This is a genomic window from Rhizobium mongolense USDA 1844 (assembly GCF_000419765.1).
Lineage (GTDB): Bacteria > Pseudomonadota > Alphaproteobacteria > Rhizobiales > Rhizobiaceae > Rhizobium > Rhizobium mongolense.
This window is the reverse complement of the sequence record NZ_ATTQ01000009.1, coordinates 137,609-161,269: the sequence shown is the minus strand read 5'-3', so window position 1 is coordinate 161,269 and position 23,661 is coordinate 137,609. Positions and strand designations below refer to the sequence as shown.

The following is a 23,661-nucleotide window of genomic DNA, read 5'->3' as shown; positions in this document are numbered from 1 at the left end:
AGCCGGAATCAGAGAAAACTTGCCTCAAAAAGCTCGCGTGAGTAATCGGCATGGGTGACGCCTGATTGAAGATCGGCTTTCGTCAGTTCATCGACGAAAGCACCATCTTTCATGACAAGCACCCTGTCGCACATGTGCGCGATCACTGCGAGATCGTGGCTCACGAGCACATAGGTCAGCCCATGCTCGTCGCGCTTGTCTGCAAGAAGATTGAGGATCTCAGCCTGTACGGAGACGTCGAGTGCCGAGGTTGGTTCATCGAGCAGCAGGATCGGCGGCGACAGGATAAGAGCCCGCGCAATGGCAACGCGCTGACGCTGGCCTCCCGACAATTCATGAGGAAACCGGTTGGCAAAGCTGTCGGGCAGTCCCACCTGCCGCAGCGCCTTTTGAACGGCAGACCAGCCATCACCGTGTCCCATCGAGCGGAGAGGCTCGGCCAGGGCCGTCCCGATGCGATGACGCGGATGAAGCGAACCATAGGGATCCTGAAACACCATTTGAGCGCACTTCAGCTCATTTCGCGACCGGATCTTTCCGATTGCCTTGCCGTCGAGTTCTATTGAACCCGTCCATCCCTGCTCGATACCGGCCAGAGACCGCAGGACCGTTGATTTGCCGCAGCCGGATTCCCCGACGATACCAAGCGTTTCGCCCTTGCCGACCTCAAAGCCTACCCCTTTTACGACGTGGTTGCGCGTTTTGCCCGCACCATAGACAACATCGAGATTGCTGATCCTGATCATTGCGCCGCCTCTGCTTCCAATGCCTTCCTGTCCAGTACTTTCAGTCTCCGGACCGGATGACGGGGGTCGGGAAGCGCCGCAATCAGGCCACGGGTATAGGGATGTCGGGCGTCATCGAGGCTCGTGAGCGTTTCAACGACACGACCCGCATACATGACCAGGATCCGCTCGCAGAAAGCCGCGACCATGCGGATATCGTGGCTGATGAGGATGAGGCCGGAATCATTTTCCCGCACCAGTTCGTCGAGTAGGACGAGGACGTCCTTCCTGACACTGACATCGAGTGCCGACGTAGGCTCGTCGGCAATGACCAGCTTCGGCTTGGCAAGCAGCATCATCGCAATCATCACACGCTGACCCATGCCGCCGGATATCTGATGCGGGTAAAGTGCCATGACGCGGTCTGCATCACTGATCCTGACGCGTTGGAGCATGCTTCTTGCACTCTCCATCGCTTGAGCGCGACCAAGGCCAAGATGAAGCCTTGCCGCCTCCGCCACCTGCCTGCCGATGGTCAGCACCGGATTAAGCGAATAGCGTGGATCTTGCATGATAAGCGCCATCTCCTTGCCGCGCAGTGCACCCATCTGCCGTTCGGTCTTTTCAAGCAGCGGATTGCCGGCAAGATCGAAACGCTCCGCCGAGATCTCGGCGCTCGGCGAAAGAAGGCGCATGATCGCCCGTCCGGTCGTCGATTTTCCGGAACCGGATTCGCCCACAATTCCCAGCCTTTCCCGCCCCAGGTCGAAGCTGACTTCGCTTACGGCCGGTATTGAACTGCGCCCAAAGCGCACGTTCAAGTTCCGGACGGAAAGGATGGTAGAGATTTCACGATCTTGCATGGCGCGGATCCAGGATATCGCGCAGCGTATCGCCGGCGATGTTGAAGGCGAGGCTCGTGAGCAGGATGGCAATGCCGGGCATGACGGCAACCCACCAGTAATCGAGCATGAACTTGCGTCCGCTTGATATCATCGCGCCCCATTCGGGCGCCGGCGGCTGCGCGCCAAGCCCGAGGAAGCCGAGCGATGCCGCCGTCAGGATGATGCCGGCCATATTGAGCGTCAGGCGCACGATCACCGACGGGACGCACATGGGTGCGATGTAGAGAAGCAATATTCTCAAGGACGACGCTCCATAAAGGCGGGCTGCGGCGACGTAATCGGCGTTGCGGACGACCAAGGCCTCGGCTCTGGCAAGCCGGGCAATCGGCGGCCAGGCCGTTAGGGAGATCGCGATGATCGCCGTGTTCAATCCCGCTCCAAGGGCGGCGGCAAATGCAAGGGCAAGGATCAGCGAGGGAAAGGACAGGACGATATCGGTTGCACGCATCAAGATTGCGTCTGTCCGGCCGCCGAAAAAGCCGGATACGATGCCGATGAGCAAACCCACAGGGCCGACAATTATGGATATCGAGAGAACCGTCTGAATGGTGATCCTTGTTCCATAGACGAGGCGGCTGAAGATATCGCGTCCAAACTCATCGGTCCCTGCAAGATGTGCAAGGCTGGGCGGCTGCAGAGCATCACTCAGCATTTGGACATTTGGATCATAAGGCGCAAGCGCCGGTGCAATGATTGCGACGATGCAAAGCACGGCGAGGATGAGGAAGCCGGAGAGACCGAGCGGCTCGTCGGCAAGCTTACGTCCGGCGCGAGCGAGCGAGGCGGCGATGCGGGCCGGGATTGGTGGCCGCCTGATCTCACTTTGAGAGTGAAGCGCGTCGGTCATTGCGTGGCCTCCCGGGTGCGCGGATCAAGCAGCGCATAGGCAATGTCTGCTACAAAGTTGAGGAACATGAAGATGAAGCCAACGATGATGGTTGCGGCCAGGATGGCGTTCATATCGCCGATCATCAACGCATTCGTCATGTATTGACCGATTCCCGGCCATGAAAAGACGATCTCGGTCACGACGGCGCCTTCCAGAAGATTTCCATAGGAAATCGCAAGGACGGTGATCAGCTGCACGGCAATGTTCGGCAGAACATGACCGATCACCGCATTCGCCGGCCCGACCCCTTTGGCTCGCGCTGCGATCACGTAGTCCTGATTAAGCTGCTCAAGTGTAAAGCTGCGGGCCATGCGGGTGATATATGCCATCGCGGCGTAAGCAAGGATGATGGCTGGCAGAATGATGTGCGAGAGCGCATTCCAGAAAATTTCGGGCTCGCCTTCAAGCAGGCTGTCCACCAGCATGAGACCGGTCCTTGGGGTTACGATACCCTCGTAATAGACATCGACCCTGCCCGGACCGCCGACCCAGTCAAGCCCGGCATAGAAAATTACCAGCCCGACGATACCGAACCAGAAGACCGGTATCGAATGACCGACAAGGGCCACGACCCGCGCCGTCTTGTCGATCCAGCTGTCGCGGAAAAGTGCTGCCGCAAGTCCGAGCGGCACGCCTATGAATGTCGATATGATGACCGCCAGCGTGGCAAGCTCAAACGTTGCCGGAAATGCCTGAGCCAGATCCTTCGAAACGGGATTGCCCGTCAGGATTGCCGTTCCGAAATCACCATGCAGCAAGCCCGCCAGATAAATGAAGAACTGCTGATAAAGTGGCAGATCAAGGCCAAGGCGCGCGCGCATCGCCGCGTAGGCGGCAGGGTCGGCAAGCTCGCCGACCACTGCGCCGACGGGATCGGCGGGCATGACGCGGCCGATCACGAAGGTGACGCAAAGCAGTATGAACAGACTGACGATGAGTTGGAGGACGCGCCTTCCAAGCTCACGCGTGGACAATTCCTTCATGATCGGCTGCCTGTGTCGGTTATTCGGCTTCCGCCTTGGCTACGGCTTCAAGTCGCGTCGTCATGTTAGGGTGGCCGACATAGTCTTTAACGCGCGCATTAAGAACGATCGGCTCATATCGCTCGAAGAGCGGCAGCACTGCCGGCTTGAGGTCGACGAACATCTTCTGCATTTCGACATAAAGCTCGCCGCGCTTCTTGGCATCCGGCTCCAGCGAAGCCTTTGCGGTCAGCTTCGTCAGTTCGGGGATGTCCCAGGCCGAGCGCCAGACGAAATTGCCGGCGTTGTTTGCCTCCTTCGAATTGTCCGGATTGCTGGAGAACTGCTCCATCGAGCCAAGGACGTTCGGCATGTAGGCGCCTGTCTGCGGGATCAAGAGGTCGAAATCGCGGGCACGGTGGGCCGCGATGATCTCCGATCCGTTACCCTGCTGGATATTGACCTTGATGCCGATCTGCGCAAGCGAGGCCTGGATGGCTGTGGCAAGATCGATACGCGGGGTCTGCGCGATCGTTTTCAAAGATAGCGAAAAGCCATCCTTGAACCCGGCCTCCGCCAGCAGCGACTTGGCCCTTTCGACATCGAGATGCCAGTCAGGGCTCGAAATGGCATATTCGTAATTCTCCGGCACCGGCACCGTCCGCACCCGGCCGTAAGGCCCCATGATCGTCTTTTCGATGCCCGCATAATCGATGCCGTAGGCAATCGCCTCGCGGACCTTTGGATTAGACAGATATTGGTTTTCGGCATTCATCGACAGCACATAGAACCCGCCGGTCGGCACGCGCTGAATTTGGAATCCCTGCTTATTTTGAAACGTCGCAAGATCAGATGCGCTCAATGCGCTTGCAATGTCGATGTCGCCGCGCTCGAGCATCAGGCGCTCGACCTGGCTTTCGGGAACATGCCGGATAACGACGCGCCGCATCTTCGGTTCGCCCCCGACATAATCCTTGTTGACGTCCAGGATGACGATTTCGTTGGGTGTCCAGCGATTGAGCGTGAAGGGCCCCGAACCGGCAGAGTTCGTGCGCAGCCACGCGTTTCCAAAGTCGTTATCCTTGACGTGCTTCTCAACCTCGACGCTGTCGACAACGCTGGTGGTTACCATGGCGAGACGATAGAGAAGCAATTCCGGGGTAACCTCGCCCGAAAGATCAATGCGCACTGTACGCTCATCGGGTGCCGTCACCAGCTTTTCAACATTGTCAGCATTGTAACCGACCCGCTTCAGGTTGGCCGCAGCCGCCTGGTTCATCTTGAGCAGACGCGTCAGCGAAAAAACAACATCCTTCGATGTCACCGGATTACCCGAGGCAAACGCCGCCTCCCTGAGCTTGAACGTGATCCCTTTGTCATCGATCGCCCAGCTTTCTGCCAGTTGCGGAGCGATCTTCCCCCCCGGCGTCGCCAGGACCAGTCGGTCATAGAGATTGCACATGATTTCATTGGCCTTGCCTTCCGTCGCCTGCTGCGGATCAAGCGACAACACCTGGGCAAGCGACGTGCCGATGACGAGTTGGTCCTTCGGCGTTTCGGCGACGGCGGCAGAAGCAGTCAGCGCCAACAAGCTGATGGCGGCCCCAACGAATAGCCCCTTACGAAAATGCTTCATTTCAATTCCTCCCTGGTCTACTATAGAAGACATATTATGTCATCGGTATGTCGTATTATGATTTACAGAACTTCCCGCGGGTTGGCAAGAGCCGCCCCTGGGCATTTGCGACAGGCGCTGTGAGGGGTTGGGATATAAGAATGCGACGGAGCCGGGAAAGACTTGCACAGCAGCTGATCGATCAGATGCGTGCCCAGATCGAATCAGGAAAGCTCAAAGAGGGCGACCAGTTGCCCACCGAGCCGCAACTGGAGGCGACTTTCGGCGTAAGCCGCACCGTTGTTCGCGAAGCTATCGCTGATCTTCGCTCAGCCGGCTATGTCCGGCCGATCCAGGGAAAGGGAGTGTTCGTCAGCAATCCATCCGCACAAAAGGCATTTTCGTTAACGCCGGTAGAAATCAAGAGCATCCCGGAAACCCTTGAATTGCTTGAATTTCGCATGGCCGCAGAGGGAGAAGCGGCAGCCATTGCGGCCTATCGAAGAACAGCTGAACAAGAGGCTGCGATCCGTGCAGCCAACCGCAAGATGGCCCAGATGATCGAAGATGGCGCCCCCACCGTTGAAGCAGATTACGAGTTTCACATGGCGATCGCGGCAGCGACGAATAACCGCTTCTATGTCGACGTTTTGCGGCATTTCGGGCCTCGCTCCATTCCCAGGGGGCAGTTCCCGACGCTGCCCGAGGCTCATGATCGCGCCTACCTCGACAAGGTTCACGCAGAACACATCGAGATCCTTGAGGCCATTGCGGATCAGGAGCCCGAGCGGGCGCGGCAGGCCATGCGTGCGCATTTGCTTGCCAGCCAGCGGCGCTACCGGATGCTGGCCGAACAGCAATAAGATACTCGACACCTTTCGAAATTCATATTATGTCATACGACATTGCTGAATTGGAGAGGATTTCAAACCATGTATGTTGGCACCCAGGTCGCGGTTCGCGACGACGACGATTTCCGTGTTTTCGCACAGCTCGGGCTGAAGCATATCTGCGCCGACCCGCCTGGACCGCCTGCGAGCTGGACCCTTGATGACCTGGAACGCCACCGCGACAAGGTCGAGAGCTTCGGATTGATTCTCGATATGGTCCAGTTGCCCCTTCCCTCGCGGCCGATTGAGAACGCCTCTTATCCAGATATTCTTCTTGCCGGTCCTAAGCGTGATCGTCAGATCGATGCCGTCTGCAGACTGATCGAGGATATTGCCGCGGCAGGCATTCCCGCGGCGAAGTACAACCTCAATCTGATCGGCATCCCCCGCACGCCGATGGAACCGGGCCGCGGCGGCTCGATGAACGAGGCCTTTCGCTGGGAAAAAGCCAATCAGGCGGCGGCGCCGGGCCTTGCCGGGGAGCTTTCTGAGGACGAAAACTGGGAAAGAATCGATTATTTCCTCAAGCGTGTCGTGCCGGTTGCCGAAACCAATCGCGTGCGGCTCGCCTGCCATCCGCATGATCCCTACACGCCCCCCGGTTATCGCGGCGTCACCCGCGTCCTTGGGACGGTCGACGGCCTGAAGAAATTCGTGACCATGCACGAAAGCCCCTATCACGGACTGAATTTCTGCCAGGGGTCGATCGGTGAGATGCTCGAGAACCCGCGTGAAGAAATCGATGACATCATCCGCTGGTTCGGAACGCGCGGAAAAATCTTCAATGTCCACTTCCGCAACATCAGAGGCGGAAAGCTGTCCTTCATGGAAACCTTCCCCGACGAGGGCGACATGGACATGGTCCGCTCTGCACGGATCTACAAAGAGGTCGGCTACAAATACATGCTGATGCCCGACCACGTCCCGACGATCAGCGGCAGGGATCCTTCCGGCGTCGCCTTTGCCTTTTGCTACGGCTACATCGCAGCGCTCATCGAAGCGCTCGAGACATCGTCTATTTAAGCCGATGCCGCATCCCTTCATCAATGAACTTCAAACGGGAATGAACAATGGATCCAATTGAACTCAAGCGCGCGGTGGGCAGCGGACTTCTCTCCTTCCCCGTCACACATTTCCATCAAGATCTCAAATTCGACGAGGATGCTTACCGCAAACACATCGAATGGCTGGCCGGCTATGGCGCAGCCGCGTTGTTCGCCGCGGGCGGTACCGGCGAATTCTTTTCGCTCAATCCGCAGGAAATTCCTTCCGTCGTGGCGGCGGCAAAAGGATCGGCTGGGAAAACACCGATCATCTCCGGCGCCGGATACGGCACCTCGCTTGCAATCGACATCGCGAAATCCGCCGAAAAATCCGGCGCAGACGGTTTATTGCTTTTGCCGCCCTATCTGATGTTCAGCGAACAAGCCGGCCTCATCAACCATGTGAGGGCCGTCTGCAAGTCGGTCGGCATCGGTGTCATCGTCTATAACCGCGACAATGCGGTCTTGACGGCGGACAGCATTGCAAGGCTTTGCGATGAGTGCCCGAACCTCATCGGCTTTAAAGACGGCGTAGGTGATGTCGACAAGGTGATCGAGATCACAACCAAGCTTCAGGACCGTCTGGTCTATGTCGGCGGCATGCCGACGCATGAGGTGTATGCGCAGGCCTATTTTGCAGCCGGCGTCACCACTTACTCCTCGGCCGTGTTCAATTTCGTACCGGCGCTCGCCCAGCGTTGCTATCAGGCGCTTCGCACAGGCAATCAGCCTGTTGTCGACGAGATCCTCAAGAATTTCTTCTTTCCCTTTGTGGCGTTGCGCAATCGCAAGAAGGGTTACGCGGTCTCGATCATCAAGGCCGGGCTGCGGGTGCTTGACCGGGACCCCGGCCCCGTTCGTCCGCCACTTATTGATCTCAGTCCGGAAGAAACGGCGCTGCTTGAGCGTATCGTTCAGGCAAACGACATCGAGAAAATCGCAGCGGAATGAAGAGGCAGCAGGGCTATACGGTGCCCTCCCAGCCGTCCTGAACCACCTCTTCAAGAACGGCCGCGCGGCATAATTGGACCCGCGCGGGCGTCTGCTGACCAGGCTTTTAGCCCAACGGCAGGATCAGCCCTCGCGCGGCGAGATTTCGATCTGGCCGCCATAGTGGCTCCAGTCGATGGCCATTGACGCTCTTTCGCCGGTAAACGTTCCCATTCCCTCGGCAAGCTCGACCCCGGTCGCCTGCGCGTTGCGCGTCGGATTGACGAACCAGAGAAAGCTGCCTTTTTCGCCTTTGTGGAGGCGGGAAAGCCGCGCCCTCTGCAGAGCGCGGCGACTTCTCGATCGGTGACAGCTCAGTCTTTATTCGGCAGCCTGCAGTGCCGGCACGGTCACGTCACCACTCTCCGGCAGCTCACCGGCCATTGCCGCAGCAAACTTCGTCTGGTCCAGTTCGTTCTCCCAGCGCGCGACGACAACGGTGGCGACTGCGTTTCCGACGAAATTCGTCAACGCGCGGCATTCCGACATGAAGCGGTCGATGCCGAGGATGAGCGCCATGCCGGCGACGGGAACCGAGGGAACGACCGAGAGCGTGGCAGCGAGCGTGATGAAGCCCGCACCGGTGATGCCTGCAGCACCCTTAGAGCTCAGCATGGCGACCAGCAAGAGCAGGATCTGGTCGGCGAAGGACAGCGGCGTGTCCGTCGCCTGGGCGATGAACAGGGCTGCCAGTGTCATGTAGATGTTGGTTCCGTCGAGATTGAAGGAATAGCCGGTCGGGATCACCAGCCCGACGACGGAGCGCTTGCAGCCGGCTTGTTCCATCTTCGCCATGAGGCCGGGAAGGGCTGCTTCCGACGACGACGTACCCAGAACAAGCAGCAGTTCTTCCTTGATGTAGCGGATCAGCGCCAGGATCGAGAAGCCGTTGTAGCGGGCAACCCCGCCGAGCACGACCAGCACGAAAAGCAGCGATGTCAGATAGAACGTGCCGATGAGCATGGCAAGGTTGGCGATCGAACCGATGCCATATTTGCCGATCGTAAAGGCCATCGCGCCGAAGGCTCCGATGGGGGCCGCCTTCATCAGGATCGCCACGAGGCGGAAGATCGGCGTCGTCAAAGCCTGCAGGAAATCCACGACCGGCCGGCCGCGGTCGCCGACCATGGCCAGCGCAATACCGAACAGTACCGAGAAGAACAGCACCTGCAGGATGTCGCCGTCGGCGAAAGCACCGACGATGGTCGTCGGGATGATGTTCATCAAGAAGCCGGTAATGGTCGAGTCATGGGCTTTTTCGGCATAGGTTGCCACCGCCTTGGCGTCGAGCGTGGCCGGATCGATATGCATGCCTGCACCCGGCTGGATGACGTTGGAAACGACAAGGCCAACGGCAAGTGCGAGCGTCGAAAAGACGAGGAAGTAGATCATCGCCTTGCCGGCGACGCGCCCGACCTTTTGCAGATCGGACATGCCGGCGATACCGGTTGCCACCGTCAGGAAAATGACCGGCGCGATGATCATCTTGACGAGCTTGATAAAGGCATCGCCAAGCGGTTTCAGCGCCGTGCCGACCTCGGGGTAGAAGTGCCCGAGCAGCATGCCTGCACAGATGGCGAAAACGACCTGCACGTAGAGATGCCGGTAGAATGGAACTTTGCCGCGCGCCGGCGCGGCTGGAATTGCTACACCCATAGTGTCCTCCATAAAGCCCCAAACCGACAATGGCCTCCCGGGGCGGATGATGCGGATATCTGGTAATTCAACAGCCACCCGGCTGTTTGCAGACACTTTGCAACAGGTGTGCCAGTTTGCGTTCATGCCTCTAAAGTGCTGTTTTTTCGCATCTTCTTGAAAAGCCGCTCGCGAAAGCGAACTCGCTTGGGCGTCTTTTCGCACAAAGTGATTTGACCATTGTGCGAGATTGCGCACATTCTCCGTCATGCTTCAGCGATCAACCACAGACAACGTTCGAACCCCGCCGGACGTCATTCGGCAGGCGCGCCGTGCCTGGATCCTGTTCTTAGCCGCATCTGCGATCCTGATTGCGGCTGCGCTCGTGGGCGCCGAACTTTACGGGCGCCGGTCGGCGATCGAAGGGCTGGAAAGCCAGGCCCGCACCGACGCCAATCTCAAGGTCGCCTTGCTGACGGCCGTTCTGGAGCGCCCTCGCGCCCTGCCGCTTCTTCTTTCGGAGGATCAACAGGTTCTCGACGCGCTTTCGTCTGCAAAGAGCGGCACGACCGATCTCTTGAACCGCAAGCTGGAGCGGCTCGTCACCGGCACGCAAGCCGCCGTGCTTTATGTCATCGGTCCGGACGGGATAGCCGTCTCCTCAAGCAACTGGCGCGAGCCGATCAGTTTCGTCGGAAACGACTACGCGTTCCGTGACTATTTCCGTCGCGCGATGGATCAAGGCACGGCGGAACACTTCGCGCTTGGCAGCGTCAGCAAACGTCCCGGCCTTTACATCTCCCGCAGGGTCGGCAGCGCGGCAGCTCCGCTCGGCGTCGTGGTCGTCAAAATGGAATTCGACCGCCTGGAAAACGACTGGCGTGACGCAAACAGGCCCGTTTACGTGACGGACAACCATGGGGTCGTTCTGATCACGAGCATTCCTTCCTGGCGTTTCATGACCACCGGGCCGGTACCGCAGCAGGATCTTGCATCCATTCGAAGCAGTCTGCAGTTCGGAGATGCACCACTGGCAGAGCTTCCCATCATGCATCCGTCAACCATCAGCCCGGACGCATCCATTGTTTCTGCCGTCCTGCCCGGCGGCGGAGAGGCCCAGTATCTGCGCCTCTTTGCGGCCGTTCCGACGACGCCATGGCGGCTGGAATATTTAGTTCCAACCGAAGTGCCGGTCGCGTCGGCTGTGCGGGAGATGCGGCTTCTCGCACTGGCGTTTTTGCTGCCGGTTCTTGCAATCGCGGCCTTTTTGCTGAGACGGCGGCAGGTCTCCGTGATGAGGATCGCCAGCGAACAGGCCATGCGCGAGGAACTGGAGCGCCGGGTCGTTGCCAGGACAGATGAATTGAGCCGTGCTCGCGATCGCTTGCAGGCGGAAATTTCCGATCATCGCGATACGGAGGCGAAGCTTCAAATCGTACAACAGGAGCTCGTGCAGGCGAACCGGCTCGCCATCCTCGGGCAGGTTGCAGCCGGCGTCGCCCATGAGATCAATCAGCCGGTTGCCACGATCCGCGCTTACGCAGATAACGCCCGCGTCTTCCTGCAGCGGCAAGAGCCAAGTCCGGCCGAGGAGAATTTGGGCGCCATTGCTCAGCTCACCGAAAGAATTGGCACGATTACCGAGGAATTGAAAGCCTTTGCGCGCAAGGGGAGGACGGCTGCCGAACCCGTTGAGCTCAGCACCATCATCGAAGGCGCCGTCGTCCTGCTGAAGAGCCGGTTTGCCGGGCAGTTGAACGCACTCGACATCCGAACGCCGCCACCGGGACTCTTCGTCATGGGCAATCGAATCCGGCTGGAGCAGATCCTGATCAATCTCTTCCAGAACGCCCTTGAGGCGCTCGAAGGCCGCGACGACGCGAAGGTAGAGATATCCGTTGCAGAAACGCCAGAGCAGGTCGCCATCACCGTTTCGGATAATGGACCCGGCATTCCACCGGCAATTCTCGACACTCTTTTTACGCCGTTCCATACATCCAAGGAAAAAGGCTTGGGCCTCGGACTTGTCATTTCAAAGGACATCGTTGCCGATTACGGCGGCCGGATCGATGTCACAAGCAGCGGCAACGGCACATGTTTTACAGTCCACCTTGTGAGGGCAAAGGCATGAGGGATGCGTTATCGATCTTTCTGATCGACGATGACAAGGACCTTCTTCGGGCCACCAAGCAAACCTTGGAGCTTGCGGGCTTTAAGGTTTCAGCCTTTTCGGTGGCAAGTGAAGCGCTCGGTGCCCTTAACGCCGATTTTGCAGGCGCGATCGTTTCCGATATCCGCATGCCGCAGATTGACGGCCTGCAGCTTTTCGATCGCGTGCGGAAGGAAGATGAGGACCTGCCGGTCATCCTGATCACCGGCCACGGCGATATTCCAATGGCGGTGAAGGCCATTCAGGACGGCGCCTACGACTTCATCACCAAGCCGTTTGCAACCGACAGGCTGGTCCAAGCAGTCAAGAGGGCGGTGGAAAAGCGCGGCCTCGTTCTGGAAAATAGGGCGCTCCGCCGGGCCGCCGACCAAGCTCGGGACGACCTGCCGCTGATCGGCCAGACACCGACCATGGAGCGGCTGCGCCGGACCTTGCGCCAGATCGCCGATACCGAGGTCGACGTGCTCGTCACCGGCGAGACCGGCAGCGGTAAGGAGGTGGTCGCCAGCCTGCTGCATCGATGGAGCCGCAGAGCGTCGGGCAATTTCGTTGCGCTCAACTGCGGGGCGCTGCCCGAGACGGTCATAGAGAGCGAGCTCTTTGGCCATGAACCCGGCGCCTTTACCGGAGCGCAAAAGAAACGCGTCGGGCGCATCGAGCATGCAAGCGGCGGCACGCTTTTTCTCGACGAGATCGAGAGCATGCCGCCGTCGACCCAGGTGCACATGCTGCGCGTTCTCGAGATGCGGGAAGTGACGCCCCTAGGCACCAATGAGGTCAGGCCCGTCGACCTGCGCGTCGTCGCCGCCGCAAAGGTGGATCTTGGAGACCGCGAACAGCGTGGGGATTTTCGTGAGGATCTCTATTACCGGCTCAATGTGGTGACGATCTCGATCCCGCCGCTTAGAGAGCGCCGAGACGACATCCCCCTCCTCTTTGGCCATTTTGCCGAACGCGCGGCGTCCCGGTTCAAACGCGACGTTCCGGCGATCTCGTCAGCCGTTCAACGTCATTTGCAAGGTCACGACTGGCCAGGCAACGTGCGCGAGCTGTCGCACTTTGCCGAACGCTTCGTCCTCGGCGTTGAGCAGTTACCGGCAAGTACACCACCGTCGGCACCTGAGACCGGCGAAGTGCTTCCCCTGCCCGAGAGACTGGACCGCTATGAGGCCAGCATCATCCGAGAGGCGCTCGATGCCAATGGCGGCGACGTCCGCCGCACGATTGCGGAGCTCGGCATACCGCGCAAGACTTTTTACGACAAGCTCCAGCGCCACGGCATCGTCCGCAGTCAATTCGCAGCATCCAAATCCGGGCAGATTTAGACGGAGCTAGCAAATTCCACCGGAGCAGCCGCGTCCGGCCCGTCTAGGATAGCAGTGCCTCAAAACTGGCCGGCCAGAGTTTGCCGCGCAACGCTTCCGCAAGCTCTTCGTGTTTGGCAAGATTGAAACCCAATATGGCTGCACCGCGTTTTGCCTGATGCGCGATGCCTCCAAACAGGCCCCGATCCCCGCAAAGCGCTCGGCCGTGTTTCCACCACGGCCACCTGGGCACAGACGGCCTTCATCCGCGCCGCTAGGTTGTGGCATATCCAGTGCCGGCTAAACGTCCGCGCCACGTAAAGGCCGCAGCAAAAGACCCGCCATCAATCTCGGTTTAGACATCGACTGCTCAAAAATCCAATGCTTCTGAATCGCAGGAATCCCTGACAGAGCAGGTCATTACAGGCCGCTTTACAATCATGGTTGGCAGCGCTAGCATCGCCGGCATGACGCAGGGGAGAGGAGCCCGTCTGACGTCATCTGGATAGCGTATCGACATGCCTTGCCGGACCGGCACCCGACTGCAGAAAACAATCCGCAGCGGAACGTCGATGATGCCGACACCCATTCGATGCCAGTCCAAGCACGGCAACAATGGGAGGATTCGATGTACAAGACATTGGTCGGCGGCATCCTGGCCGCGGCTGCATTCACGCTTTCCCACGCCACGGCCCTTGCAGAGCCGGAAATCGTCAGCGGGCCTGCGGCCGAAGCTGACTGCTTCGTGCCGTGGACGGCAGAAACCAAGTTCTTCAAGTTTCCAAAGAAGGACGGCCCCTACCGCATAGCGCTCGCCAACGGCTATATCGCCAATACCTGGCGCATCCAGATGATCCAGACGGCGAAAGCCTATGCCGCGCAGCCGGATGTCGCCTCAAAACTGAAGGAGTTCAAGGTCGTTTCGACCGGCGAGGACGTGCCTGCGCAGATTTCGGCAATCAACAACTTCATCGATTCAGGCTATGACGCCATCGTCGTCAATGCGCAGAACCCGACGGCATTCGGACCGGTCATCAAGCGCGCCAAGCAGGCCGGCGTCGTCCTGGTCGCCTTCGACAATATCCTAGACACCGAAGACGCAATCAACGTCAACGTCGACCAGAAGGGCCTCGGCGTATTGTGGGCAAACTGGCTGGCAAAGCACCTGCCTGACGGCGGCAAGGTTCTCGAAGTGCGCGGCGTTGCCGGCACCTCGGTCGATACCGACCGTCACAACGGCATTCACGAAACCTTCGCTGCGACCGGCAAGAAATGGGATGTCGTCGAAGTGCTCGGAAAATGGGACGATCCGACAGCACAAAAGGCGACCGCTGACGCAATTGCGGTGCACAAGAAATTTGACGGCATCACCGCGCAGGGCGGCGATACCGGCGTCGTACAGGCGATGATCGATGCCGGACATCCGTTTGTGCCTTTCGGGGGAGAGACGGAAAACGGCTTTCGCAAGTTCTGCGCCAAGCATGCCGCCGAGGGACTGAAATGCTCGTCGGCCGGTACGGGGCCCGCACAGGTGGCGGTTGCCATCAAGACGGCGATTGCTGCGCTTGAAGGACAGGTCGTGCCGCAATCCATCAAGCTGCCGCTGGCAATTGTTGAAGACCCAGACTTCAAGGAAGGCCAGGACTTCTATCCCGATCAATCCGACAACTTCTTCGTCGGCAATGCCTTCCCGACCTGCGGCATCAACTTCACCGCGCAGGAGATCATGGGGCAGTCGAAGGAAAACCAGTAGACCGGGTCCAAGCCGCTCGCTTGAACGGCGCGTCGCGGGTACCCGCGACGCGCCAGAAAAACCGGTTTCGAGGAACCTTATGATCACATCAGAAATACCGGCGGCAACGCCCCTCTTCCAGATGAGCGGTGTTTCGAAGCGTTACGGCGGCGTTCACGCACTGGAAAATGCCGAACTTGCCGTAAGACCCGGACGGATTCACGCCATTCTCGGCGAGAATGGCGCCGGAAAGTCGACCCTTATCAAGATCATGGCAGGTGTCGTCGCGCCCGATGAAGGCCAAATGTTGCTGGACGGACGCCAGGTCAGCTTCAGGTCCCCCGCCGAAGCCTCCGCTGCCGGGGTCACCTGTGTGTTCCAGGAGCTTTCGCTCATTCCCGATCTGAGCGTTGCCGACAACATCTGCATCGCCGCGCCGCCGCGCCATTTCGGCCTGATCAATCGCAGGGCCCAGCGTGCGATCGCAGAGGAGATGCTGGCCCGGGCCGGCGCCGAAGACATCCATCCGCGGGCGCTGATCAAGGATTTGTCATTGTCGCGTCGGCAACTGGTCGAGATCGCCAAGGCGCTCGCATGGAAGCCGCGCATTCTTATTCTCGACGAAGGAACGTCGGCGCTGACGGCGGCTGATGTCGCCAAGGTTTTTTCCGTCCTGAGGCGACTACGATCCGAGGGCTTGGCGTTGCTTTACATTTCACACCGCATGCAAGAGATCGCCGAACTGGCCGATGAATGCACGGTTTTGCGCAATGGCCGCAATGTCATGAGCTTCGCGGCCGGAACGCGCAGCGGCAGCGAGATCGTCGAAATGATGATCGGCCGTGAATATTCCAGCGCCTTCCCGCCGAAGCCGGCGCGAGCGGCAGCCGATACGGCTCCTCCCCCTCTTGAGTGCCGCAAGCTCCGCTGGGGGGACAGCCTGCGCGACATTTCTCTTACCGTCGGCAGAGGCGAGGTGGTCGGCCTTGGCGGTCTGGACGGGCAAGGACAGCGCGAAATGCTGCTTGCCCTTTTCGGCGTGCTTCGCGGGACCACCGGCTCCGTCCTTGTCGATGGCAAGCTCGTCGCACTCACCAGTCCGGCAGTCGCACGCTCAAAGCATATCGGCATGGCCCTGATCCCCGAGGACCGCAAGACCGAAGGATTGATGCTGCCGATGACGGTTCGGGAAAATCTCTCCTTCGCGGTGCTGGACCGGGTATCCAGGGGTGGCGTCATCGACCGGCAAAAGGAAGAACAGCTGATCGACGAGATGGTGCAGTTGCTGGCGATCAAGACGGCAGGCCTCGACATTCCGGTCGGCGCGCTTTCTGGCGGCAATCAGCAAAAGGTCGTCATTGCCAAGTGGCTGATGCGCCGGCCCCGGATCGTGCTGCTCAACGACCCCACACGCGGCATCGATGTCGGCACCAAACAGGAAATTTACCAGTTGCTGCGGCGGCTTGCCGAGGCAGGCGCGGCCATCCTTTTTTATTCGACGGATTACGATGAACTGATCGGCTGCTGCGATCGCGTTCTCGTGTTTTATAACGGCAGCATCGTGCGCGAACTGAGGGACGACGGCATTACACAGCATGCTTTGGTCGCAAGCGCGCTCAATGTCGAGGGCGAGAAGGCGGAGAGCGCGGCATGAAGGAATGGCGTTACCGGTTGAACGAACGGCGCAGCACGCTGATGGCAGCCGGTATTTTCCTCGTCATGTTTGCCATCTATGTCTCCAATCATCCGGCCGGCTTAACGGCCAACGTCGTGCAGACCGCCGCTAACAAGGGTGTTCTGCTTGCCTTTGTCGCGATGGCGCAGACGCTGGTCGTGATCACGGCGGGCATCGACCTTTCGGTCGGCATGATCTTCATCCTTACCAATGCGCTGGCCTCCTGGATCGTTCTTGGAACGGCGATCGAAACGTCCTTCGGCGTGATCGCCGTTCTGGCCACCGGTCTTTTCTGCGGGGCATTGAACGGCCTGATCGTCATTTATGGGAGATTGCAGCCGATTGTCGCCACCATCGCGACGGGTGCAGTCTTCTTCGGGATCGCCTTGCTGCTGCGGCCCTTTCCCGGCGGCTCGGTTAATGAGGAACTGGCAGATATCATGACCGGAAAGATTTTCGGCACTGTGCCCGCCAGCCTGGTTGCCCTGGCTGCCATCGTTCTCATCATTTGGGTGCCGTTCAGCCGCTCGATCATCGGACGAACGGCTTATGCATCCGGCTCGTCGGAGACCGCAGCCTATATGTCCGGTCTACCGATCCGCCGTGCCAAGTTTACTGCCTATGCGCTGGCCGGCCTTCTTGCCTCGATCGGCGGTCTGTTTCTCACATTCTTCACTTTCACAGGCGAGGCAGCCCTTGCAAGCGGCAATGCCTACACGCTTTTCTCGATCGCCTCGGTCGTCCTTGGCGGCGTATCCCTTTTTGGCGGCAAGGGCAGCGCGATCGGTGCGATATTCGGAGCGCTCGCCTTCCGCACCATCGGCGACCTGCTTTTCGTCTTCGATTTCGATCCGCTATGGCAGCCTCTGTTTCAGGGCGTGGTGCTGCTCGTCGCCGTCAGCCTCGGAGCCTTCGGATTGTTCCGCGTCCGCAATCGCCTGGAGTGGTTCGGATGAGCAACGTAACGCGAGAAGAGCAGGTGACCTCTCTGCCTAAAATCGTGCGGCGGCTCGATCCGGCGATCGCGACGGCCTTCGGCTGCATCATCCTTTTGCTGATCATCGGCAGTTTTTATTCGACGAGTTTCCTGTCCCCCGAATATCTCCTGCAGCAGTTGAAAGTGGCATCCTTCCTTGGCGTCATTGCCACCGGCATGATGATCGTCATCCTACTCGGCCAGATCGATCTTTCCGTTCCCTGGTCGGTCGCCGTTGGCGGAATGATGGCTTGTGCTGCGGCCGCATATGGCCCTGCAGGCGAGATGCTTGCTATTCCCTTCGGAATTGTCTGCGGCATGGCAATCGGCCTCGCCAACGGGATCGGCGTCGCTTATCTGCGCATTCCCTCAATGATCATCACCCTTGCGACCAACGCCGTCGCTCAGGGGTTGATGGTCCTTTATACCGGTGGTTTCTCGCCACAGGATTCGGCTACATTTGCCATGCGTTATCTGGCAACCGGCTTTCTTCTCCCCGGCATACCCAATGCCGTGCTTATCTGGGCCGTGATCGGTGCCAGCACGGTCTTTGCCCTCACGCGCACGACATTCGGCCGCTCCGTCTACGGCATCGGCAACCGCGAGAGCGCGGCCTATCTTTCCGGCATCAACACCCGCCGGATCGTGCTGATCGCCTTCATCGCCTCCGGTGCCCTTAGCGCCTTTGGCGGCGCCCTGCTTGCCGGCTATGCGTCGAAGGCGGCCCAATCGATGGGCGATGCCTATCTTTTGCCCTCGATCGCCGCCGTCGTCCTTGGCGGAACATCCATTCTCGGCGGCAGGGGCTCCTACCTCGGCACAGTCGCCGGCGTGATCTTAATCACCCTCCTGCAATCGATCCTCTCGGTCATGCAGATGCCGGAGGCAGGACGGCAGATCATCTACGGCGTGGTCATCATCGCCATGCTGCTGCTTTACGGCCGCAGCCCTGCCAACCGGTGACCCGCGGCCCTACGGGATTTATCCGGTGGCAAACCTCTCAAAATCCCAAAACCAAGGCACCACCGGTCAATCCGGCGCCTGCAGCCGTTAGAAGCACCGCCTCGCCCGATGCAAACGGCCGTTTCTCCTTGGCAATCGACAAGGACAGGGCAATGGTCGCGGCAGATGAATTGCCGTAGTCGGCAATTGTGCTGACGGTTTTGACGTCCGAGATACCCAGCCTCTCGCCCACCGCGCTGAAGATTCGCGTATTGGCCTGGTGCGGCACGAAGCGGCTGATATTCGGCGTGATCATGCCCGCGCGCTCGAGCGCCCGCAGCGAAGAAGCCGTCATCATCTCGACGGCACGCGAAAACACCTCACGTCCGTCGCGCATCGTCATAAGAAAGTCCTCGGCCCTCATCCCCGGCGCAAACGGGCGGTTGCTGCCGCCGGCAGCGATCGAGATCAGGTCGTAACCGCTTCCATCGGACGTAAGATCGACGCCGAGGAGACCGGTGCCGGGCTCGACCGATGGCGAAAGCACGACCGCACCGGCTGCGTCGGCAAACAGAACCGAGCTCGCGCGTTCGGCCGGGTTGATCCGCCGGCTTAAGATGTTTGCGGCAACGACGAGTACCGGTCTTGCTTGGCTTCGAACAAAGCCGTCGGCAAGTGTCAGCGCGTAAAGAAAGCCCGAGCAGGCGCCTGCAAGATCGATCGCTCCGGAATTTGCAAGACCGAGGCGATGGGCAAGCAGGGGCGCTGACGGCGGCAGCAAATGGTCGGGGGTCGAGGTTGCAAGCAGCGTCAAGGCGATTTCGGCCCGTTCGACGCCGGCATCGCTAAGGGCCATGGCCCCGGCGCGGGTCGCAAGCCCGCTCAAAGTGTCGCCCTCTTCCGCCCAGTGCCTGGCACGAATGCCTGTACGGCGTTCGATCCAGCCGGGATCGAGCCCAAGCGCCCTCTCAATCTCGCCGTTTTCGACCCGTCGCGCCGGCACGCTGTGCCCGAAGCCCGCCAGCCGTGAAGCCCTCGCCGCGGTCATGCCGACACCCTGAAGTGAAAGGCGGCTTCTTCAATCGCTTCATAGGCGCGATCGAGCTCCTTGGCCGTGATGCAATAGGGCGGCATCAGGTAGATGACGTTGCCGAGCGGCCGGATGAGCAGGTGACGTTCGCGGAAGAAAGCGCGCAGCCTCGGCCCGACCTCTGCCAAGTACCCGCCCGCCACGACATCGAGATCAAGAGCCGCGATGGTGCCGATTTGCCGTACATTGCGGAAACGTCCGTCGTTCGAAAAGCGGGTCAGATGCGCTCGATGCGCTTCCGCGAGAGCGTTAAGTCGTGCCTGCACCGGCTCATCCCGCCAGACGGAAAGATTGGCAACCGCTGCTGCGCAGGCGATCGGATTGGCTGTGTAGGAACTCGAATGAAAGAAGGTTCTGCGCCGGTCAGTGGAGAGGTGCGCGTCGAAGATTTCCGCCGTGCACAACGTCGCCGCCAGCGGTAGAGCGCCTCCCGTCAGGCCTTTCGACGTACAGAGGATGTCCGGGGTGATCGCTGCCTGCTCACAGCCAAAAAGCGTTCCGGTGCGCCCCCAACCGGTCATCACTTCATCGGCAATGAGAAGCGTCCCGCAACGCTCTGCAACCTCCTTGAGGCTCGCAAGGAGCGACGGCGCATAGATCTTCATGCCGCCCGCCCCGAGGACGAGCGGCTCGATCAGAAGAGCTGCGACTTCGCCCGACCGGCAGTAGCTTTCGAAGGCATCGAGAGTTTCCTGCTCGCGGCCGGCCTCTGGGAAAGGCAGCCGGTCGACAGCAAAAAGCAGCGGTTCGTAGGCGGCATTGAACACGCCGCGCTCACCGGCCGACATCGTGCCGATCGTATCGCCGTGATAGGCATGTTCCATGACGACGATGCGATTGCGCCGCTCGCCATTGTTATGGAAAAAACCGAGCGCCATCTTCAGCGCGACCTCGACTGCGGTCGATCCGCTGTCGGAATAAAAGACATGGGCCAGTCCGGGCGGTGCAACGGCGACCAGCCCTTCAGCCAGCTCTTCGGCCGGCGCATGCGTATATTCGGCGAAGATCAGCTGGTCATAACGTCCGGCGGCAGCACCAATTGCGCCCATGATGGCAGGGTGCCGATGGCCGTGGGTGATCACCCACCACGATGAGATCGCGTCAAGAACATGATTGCCGTCCTCATCGATAAGGTAGGCGCCTGCCGTCTCAACGATCGGCTTCATGCGCGGTTCGATCGCGTGCTGGGTGAAGGGATGCCATACGCGAGAATGCGTCATGCCAGAGCTGCCTTGATGCGTCCAATATCGATGTTTTCGGCGAACGCCTCCTGCAATGTCTTGGGCGTTGGACCAGACAACCACGGCAGGCGGCCAAGCGACCGAATGCCTCCAATCTCGGCGATGACCCGCTGCGTTTCGGCGTTCTCGTCACCGATGAAAGCAACACCGAGGATCGGCATGGCGCGGCGCTTCAGCGCCTCCAGCGATAGCAGCGTATGATTGATCGTTCCAAGCGTGGTCCTCGCGCACAAAATAACGGGGACCTGCCAACGGGCAAAAACATCCGCGAACAACAGTCGGTCCGTAAGCGGCACCAAAAGGCCGCCCGCCCCTTCCACGACCAGAGGGTGGTCGGTTTCAGGAAGGATCAGTCGCTCGGGCTCGACCGACACGCGATCGAGCCTGGCGGAGAGATGCGGAGATGCTGGTGTCTTCAGCCTGTAAGCCTCCGGGATGATCCGTGCCGGAGAAATGCCGCCCAGCCGCGCGACAGCTTGGCTGTCTGTCTCTTCCTCAAGACCCGCCTGCACCGGCTTCCAGTAATAGCCATCCAGTGCCTGCGTCAGGGCAGCGGCGAACCACGTCTTGCCGATGCCGGTATCCGTCCCGGTGACGACGCAAGCCTTCGTCATGACCGCTCCTCCGCCGCCAGGACGGCTGCAAGCTGCTCGAACATGCTGGAAATCATGCTGGAATCCACGTTAAGCGTGATTGCGATTCTCAGCCGCGCTGTCCCCTCCGGCACGGTCGGCGGGCGGATTGCCCTGATGTCGAAGCCCTGGTCGCGCATCTGCGCGGCAATCGCAACGGCGCGCGCATTGTCGCCGATCATCACCGGCAGGATCTGGGATCCGCTGCCTTTGGCACCGGTCGCAGCCGCAAGCGCGGAGTTTGCAAAGGCCCGCAGCTTGTCTAGCTCCGCGCGCCGCTGCGGCTCGTCCTCGAGAATACGCAACGCTTCGCCAACAGCAGCCGCCATCAACGGCGATGGCGCCGTCGAATAGATGAAACCGCGGGCGCGGTTGACGAGGTAGTCGCAAATGACAGCGCTTGCAGAAAGCAGCGCTCCGGCAACACCGAGCGCCTTGCCGCAGGTGTGAAGGACGATGAGGTTGTCTCGCGCTTCCAGACCTGCCGAAAAACCGCGCCCCCCCGGCCCGAAGACACCGGTTGCATGCGCTTCGTCCACGACCAGGAAGGCATCATGCGCATTCGCAATGCTTGCAAGTTGAGCAAGCGGTGCGCGATCGCCGTCCATGGAATAGAGGCTCTCGACGGCAATCCACGCCCGGCCAGTGCCACCTGACCGGCGCCATCTCCTGATCGCCTCATCGAAGGCGGCAACATCGTTGTGGGCGACCGACATCGCCCGTGCCTTGCTCGCCGCGATCCCCTCATGCGCGCTTGCATGGATCAAGGCATCGTGGACGATGATGTCCTCGCGCTGCGGAAGGGTCGAAAAGACAGCGACGTTGGCTGCGTAGCCGCTGCCGAAATAGACGACCCTTTCGGTTCCGAAATATGCGGCTGCCTGCTCCTCGAGCGCTTCGTGCTCGGGATGATTGCCCCGCAGCAGCCTCGACCCCCCTGCCCCGACCGCAACGCCGCGCCCGATCGCTTCGGCAATCGCGTTCTTAAGGCGCTCCGATTGAGCAAGCCCCAGATAGTCGTTCGACGTGAAATCGATACCGCTCTGGCCGATCAGCGCCCGGGCGCGGCCCTTCCGCTCGAAGCCGGCCAGGGTCCGCTCGTAGCGGACAAGGCCCGCAAACCTCATGGGGCCATCTCCCCGCCGTCCAGCTTCATCGGCTTCAGACCGAGGCGGCGAAACAGTGCGCTGTCATGGTCCTCCCCTGGATTGTCGGCTGTCAAAAGGGTATCGCCGACGAAGATGGAATTGGCACCGGCGAAGAAACAGAGGGCCTGCATCTCATCGCTCATATCGGAGCGTCCCGCCGAAAGCCGCAGGTGCGAGGCCGGCATCAAAATGCGAGCCAGAGCGATCGTTCGCACGAACTCGATCGGATCGACGGGGTCGGCATTGGCAAGCTTCGAACCCGGGATCGGGATCAGCATGTTGATCGGCACGCTCTCGGGAGGCACGGCCAGATTGGCAAGCGTCACCAGCATCGTGATGCGGTCGGCGGCCGTCTCTCCCATCCCTAGGATGCCGCCGGCACAGACCTTGATGCCGGCGTCGCGAACATTCGACAGTGTCTCCAAACGGTCGGCAAATGTCCGCGTGGTTATGATCTCGCCGTAGAAGCGTTCGGAGGTGTCGATATTGTGGTTGTAATAGTCAAGCCCCGCTTGCGCGAGCGCAGCGCTCTGTGCCGGCGTCAGCATGCCGAGCGTCATGCAGGTTTCCATGCCCAGCGCCTTGACGCCCTTAACCATGGCAGCGATCGCATCCATGTCGCGATCCTTCGGGCTGCGCCATGCCGCGCCCATGCAATAGCGGGTTGCGCCGCCCTCCTTTGCCTTGCGCGCTTCAGCAAGGACACGCTCGACCTCCATCAGCTTCGAGGCCTTGAGCCCGGTCGGATAATGGGCTGACTGGCTGCAGTAGCCGCAGTCCTCGGCGCAGCCGCCGGTCTTGATGGACAGCAGACGGCTCATCTGGACAGCGTTCGGATCAAAGTTTTCGCGATGAACGCTGTGAGCGCGAAAAAGGAGATCGTTGAACGGCAAATTATAGATAATTTCTGCTTCGTCAGCCCGATGCCGAGTGGAAAGTGGCTCTGCAATCTCGTATGCACCATTCAAATCAGCCGTTTCAGCCTGCATCGAACCAGGTCCTCCCTTATGGATGCGTTGCCATATAGATATCTTCCAGCTTTATCTATAATAATGCAGCGCAACATAAGGCAAGTGCAGAGGCGAATTTTCCGCTAG

At 60.0% G+C, this 23,661-nt stretch carries 20 protein-coding genes; 9 read left to right on the top strand and 11 right to left on the bottom strand.

Translation table 11 applies throughout. The annotated features are described in order from the left end of the window. Positions 1-8: 8 nt before the first annotated feature. The 5 genes from A3C3_RS0119100 to A3C3_RS0119080 are packed head-to-tail and all read right to left on the bottom strand — an operon-like array spanning position 9 to position 5,117. Positions 9-746, bottom strand: coding sequence for an ABC transporter ATP-binding protein (locus tag A3C3_RS0119100; protein WP_022716186.1), 738 nt, complete (start codon positions 744-746; stop codon positions 9-11). Further along, positions 743-1,588, bottom strand: a complete 846-nt coding sequence (locus A3C3_RS0119095) for an ABC transporter ATP-binding protein (protein ID WP_022716185.1) — start codon at positions 1,586-1,588, stop codon at positions 743-745. Before A3C3_RS0119095 ends, A3C3_RS0119100 begins: the two co-directional genes overlap by 4 nt. Continuing rightward, a complete protein-coding gene (locus A3C3_RS0119090) occupies positions 1,575-2,477 on the bottom strand; it encodes an ABC transporter permease (RefSeq protein ID WP_022716184.1) in 903 nt (300 codons plus the stop codon). The genes A3C3_RS0119095 and A3C3_RS0119090 overlap by 14 nt, the downstream gene beginning before the upstream one ends. After that, a complete protein-coding gene (locus A3C3_RS0119085; protein ID WP_022716183.1) occupies positions 2,474-3,502 on the bottom strand; it encodes an ABC transporter permease in 1,029 nt (342 codons plus the stop codon). The genes A3C3_RS0119090 and A3C3_RS0119085 overlap by 4 nt, the downstream gene beginning before the upstream one ends. Positions 3,503-3,521: 19 nt before the next feature. Further along, positions 3,522-5,117 (bottom strand): ABC transporter substrate-binding protein, encoded by a 1,596-nt coding sequence (locus tag A3C3_RS0119080; RefSeq protein ID WP_022716182.1) that lies wholly within the window; start codon positions 5,115-5,117, stop codon positions 3,522-3,524. Between the two features lie 140 nt (positions 5,118-5,257). Between A3C3_RS0119080 and A3C3_RS0119075 the strand changes: the two genes are divergently transcribed. The 3 genes from A3C3_RS0119075 to kdgD all read left to right on the top strand — a co-directional run bounded on the left by A3C3_RS0119075 (position 5,258) and on the right by kdgD (position 7,980). Beyond that, positions 5,258-5,959 carry a FadR/GntR family transcriptional regulator gene (locus tag A3C3_RS0119075; RefSeq protein ID WP_022716181.1) on the top strand — a complete coding sequence of 234 codons (702 nt, stop codon included), beginning with the start codon at positions 5,258-5,260 and terminating at the stop codon, positions 5,957-5,959. 69 nt (positions 5,960-6,028) lie between these two features. Further along, positions 6,029-7,009, top strand: a complete 981-nt coding sequence (locus A3C3_RS0119070; RefSeq protein WP_022716180.1) for a mannonate dehydratase — start codon at positions 6,029-6,031, stop codon at positions 7,007-7,009. 47 nt (positions 7,010-7,056) lie between these two features. Next, positions 7,057-7,980, top strand: a complete 924-nt coding sequence (gene kdgD, locus A3C3_RS0119065) for a 5-dehydro-4-deoxyglucarate dehydratase (protein ID WP_022716179.1) — start codon at positions 7,057-7,059, stop codon at positions 7,978-7,980. Positions 7,981-8,340: 360 nt separating this feature from the next. On the opposite strand, the gene A3C3_RS0119055 is transcribed toward kdgD, so the two are convergent. Beyond that, complete coding sequence (locus A3C3_RS0119055; RefSeq protein WP_022716177.1) at positions 8,341-9,675, bottom strand: dicarboxylate/amino acid:cation symporter; 1,335 nt, start codon at positions 9,673-9,675, stop codon at positions 8,341-8,343. A 247-nt stretch (positions 9,676-9,922) separates the two neighbouring features. Here A3C3_RS0119055 and A3C3_RS0119050 point away from each other — a divergent pair, with 247 nt between their 5' ends. The 6 genes from A3C3_RS0119050 (at position 9,923) to A3C3_RS0119025 (ending at position 18,474) form a co-directional block, all read left to right on the top strand. Beyond that, positions 9,923-11,785, top strand: coding sequence for a sensor histidine kinase (locus A3C3_RS0119050; RefSeq protein WP_022716176.1), 1,863 nt, complete (start codon positions 9,923-9,925; stop codon positions 11,783-11,785). Further along, positions 11,782-13,149, top strand: a complete 1,368-nt coding sequence (locus A3C3_RS0119045; RefSeq protein ID WP_022716175.1) for a sigma-54-dependent transcriptional regulator — start codon at positions 11,782-11,784, stop codon at positions 13,147-13,149. Before A3C3_RS0119050 ends, A3C3_RS0119045 begins: the two co-directional genes overlap by 4 nt. Before the next feature lie 607 nt (positions 13,150-13,756). Then, on the top strand, positions 13,757-14,881 hold the full coding sequence (locus A3C3_RS0119040; protein WP_022716174.1) for a sugar ABC transporter substrate-binding protein: 1,125 nt from the start codon (positions 13,757-13,759) through the stop codon (positions 14,879-14,881). A gap of 79 nt (positions 14,882-14,960) precedes the next feature. Then, a complete protein-coding gene (locus tag A3C3_RS0119035) occupies positions 14,961-16,514 on the top strand; it encodes a sugar ABC transporter ATP-binding protein (protein WP_022716173.1) in 1,554 nt (517 codons plus the stop codon). After that, positions 16,511-17,491: an ABC transporter permease gene (locus A3C3_RS0119030; RefSeq protein WP_022716172.1), complete on the top strand. Its 981-nt coding sequence runs from the start codon at positions 16,511-16,513 to the stop codon at positions 17,489-17,491. Before A3C3_RS0119035 ends, A3C3_RS0119030 begins: the two co-directional genes overlap by 4 nt. Then, positions 17,488-18,474, top strand: a complete 987-nt coding sequence (locus A3C3_RS0119025) for an ABC transporter permease (RefSeq protein ID WP_022716171.1) — start codon at positions 17,488-17,490, stop codon at positions 18,472-18,474. Before A3C3_RS0119030 ends, A3C3_RS0119025 begins: the two co-directional genes overlap by 4 nt. A 37-nt stretch (positions 18,475-18,511) precedes the next feature. Here the strand turns inward: A3C3_RS0119025 and A3C3_RS0119020 are convergent, their stop codons facing one another. Genes A3C3_RS0119020 through bioB form a run of 5 tightly spaced genes read right to left on the bottom strand, consistent with a single transcriptional unit; the run spans position 18,512 to position 23,532 of the window. Then, a complete protein-coding gene (locus A3C3_RS0119020; RefSeq protein ID WP_022716170.1) occupies positions 18,512-19,501 on the bottom strand; it encodes a beta-ketoacyl-ACP synthase III in 990 nt (329 codons plus the stop codon). Beyond that, the gene (locus A3C3_RS0119015) at positions 19,498-20,763 is read right to left on the bottom strand and encodes an adenosylmethionine--8-amino-7-oxononanoate transaminase (RefSeq protein ID WP_022716169.1); all 1,266 of its coding nucleotides are present in this window, start codon (positions 20,761-20,763) and stop codon (positions 19,498-19,500) included. The genes A3C3_RS0119020 and A3C3_RS0119015 overlap by 4 nt, the downstream gene beginning before the upstream one ends. Next, entirely contained in the window at positions 20,760-21,398 is a 639-nt protein-coding gene (bioD, locus tag A3C3_RS0119010; protein WP_022716168.1) for a dethiobiotin synthase, read from the bottom strand. The genes A3C3_RS0119015 and bioD overlap by 4 nt, the downstream gene beginning before the upstream one ends. After that, complete coding sequence (locus tag A3C3_RS0119005) at positions 21,395-22,543, bottom strand: 8-amino-7-oxononanoate synthase (RefSeq protein ID WP_022716167.1); 1,149 nt, start codon at positions 22,541-22,543, stop codon at positions 21,395-21,397. Before A3C3_RS0119005 ends, bioD begins: the two co-directional genes overlap by 4 nt. Further along, positions 22,540-23,532 carry a biotin synthase BioB gene (bioB, locus tag A3C3_RS0119000; RefSeq protein WP_051154495.1) on the bottom strand — a complete coding sequence of 331 codons (993 nt, stop codon included), beginning with the start codon at positions 23,530-23,532 and terminating at the stop codon, positions 22,540-22,542. The genes A3C3_RS0119005 and bioB overlap by 4 nt, the downstream gene beginning before the upstream one ends. Positions 23,533-23,661 lie beyond the last annotated feature (129 nt).

Bases quoted from the DNA above. Each gene is read 5' to 3' on its own strand.
- A3C3_RS0119100 (WP_022716186.1), bottom strand. From the start codon at position 746: ATGATCAGGATCAGCAATCTCGATGTTGTCTATGGTGCGGGCAAAACG.
- A3C3_RS0119095 (WP_022716185.1), bottom strand. From the start codon at position 1,588: ATGCAAGATCGTGAAATCTCTACCATCCTTTCCGTCCGGAACTTGAAC.
- A3C3_RS0119090 (WP_022716184.1), bottom strand. From the start codon at position 2,477: ATGACCGACGCGCTTCACTCTCAAAGTGAGATCAGGCGGCCACCAATC.
- A3C3_RS0119085 (WP_022716183.1), bottom strand. From the start codon at position 3,502: ATGAAGGAATTGTCCACGCGTGAGCTTGGAAGGCGCGTCCTCCAACTC.
- A3C3_RS0119080 (WP_022716182.1), bottom strand. From the start codon at position 5,117: ATGAAGCATTTTCGTAAGGGGCTATTCGTTGGGGCCGCCATCAGCTTG.
- A3C3_RS0119075 (WP_022716181.1), top strand. From the start codon at position 5,258: ATGCGACGGAGCCGGGAAAGACTTGCACAGCAGCTGATCGATCAGATG.
- A3C3_RS0119070 (WP_022716180.1), top strand. From the start codon at position 6,029: ATGTATGTTGGCACCCAGGTCGCGGTTCGCGACGACGACGATTTCCGT.
- kdgD (WP_022716179.1), top strand. From the start codon at position 7,057: ATGGATCCAATTGAACTCAAGCGCGCGGTGGGCAGCGGACTTCTCTCC.
- A3C3_RS0119055 (WP_022716177.1), bottom strand. From the start codon at position 9,675: ATGGGTGTAGCAATTCCAGCCGCGCCGGCGCGCGGCAAAGTTCCATTC.
- A3C3_RS0119050 (WP_022716176.1), top strand. From the start codon at position 9,923: ATGCTTCAGCGATCAACCACAGACAACGTTCGAACCCCGCCGGACGTC.
- A3C3_RS0119045 (WP_022716175.1), top strand. From the start codon at position 11,782: ATGAGGGATGCGTTATCGATCTTTCTGATCGACGATGACAAGGACCTT.
- A3C3_RS0119040 (WP_022716174.1), top strand. From the start codon at position 13,757: ATGTACAAGACATTGGTCGGCGGCATCCTGGCCGCGGCTGCATTCACG.
- A3C3_RS0119035 (WP_022716173.1), top strand. From the start codon at position 14,961: ATGATCACATCAGAAATACCGGCGGCAACGCCCCTCTTCCAGATGAGC.
- A3C3_RS0119030 (WP_022716172.1), top strand. From the start codon at position 16,511: ATGAAGGAATGGCGTTACCGGTTGAACGAACGGCGCAGCACGCTGATG.
- A3C3_RS0119025 (WP_022716171.1), top strand. From the start codon at position 17,488: ATGAGCAACGTAACGCGAGAAGAGCAGGTGACCTCTCTGCCTAAAATC.
- A3C3_RS0119020 (WP_022716170.1), bottom strand. From the start codon at position 19,501: ATGACCGCGGCGAGGGCTTCACGGCTGGCGGGCTTCGGGCACAGCGTG.
- A3C3_RS0119015 (WP_022716169.1), bottom strand. From the start codon at position 20,763: ATGACGCATTCTCGCGTATGGCATCCCTTCACCCAGCACGCGATCGAA.
- bioD (WP_022716168.1), bottom strand. From the start codon at position 21,398: ATGACGAAGGCTTGCGTCGTCACCGGGACGGATACCGGCATCGGCAAG.
- A3C3_RS0119005 (WP_022716167.1), bottom strand. From the start codon at position 22,543: ATGAGGTTTGCGGGCCTTGTCCGCTACGAGCGGACCCTGGCCGGCTTC.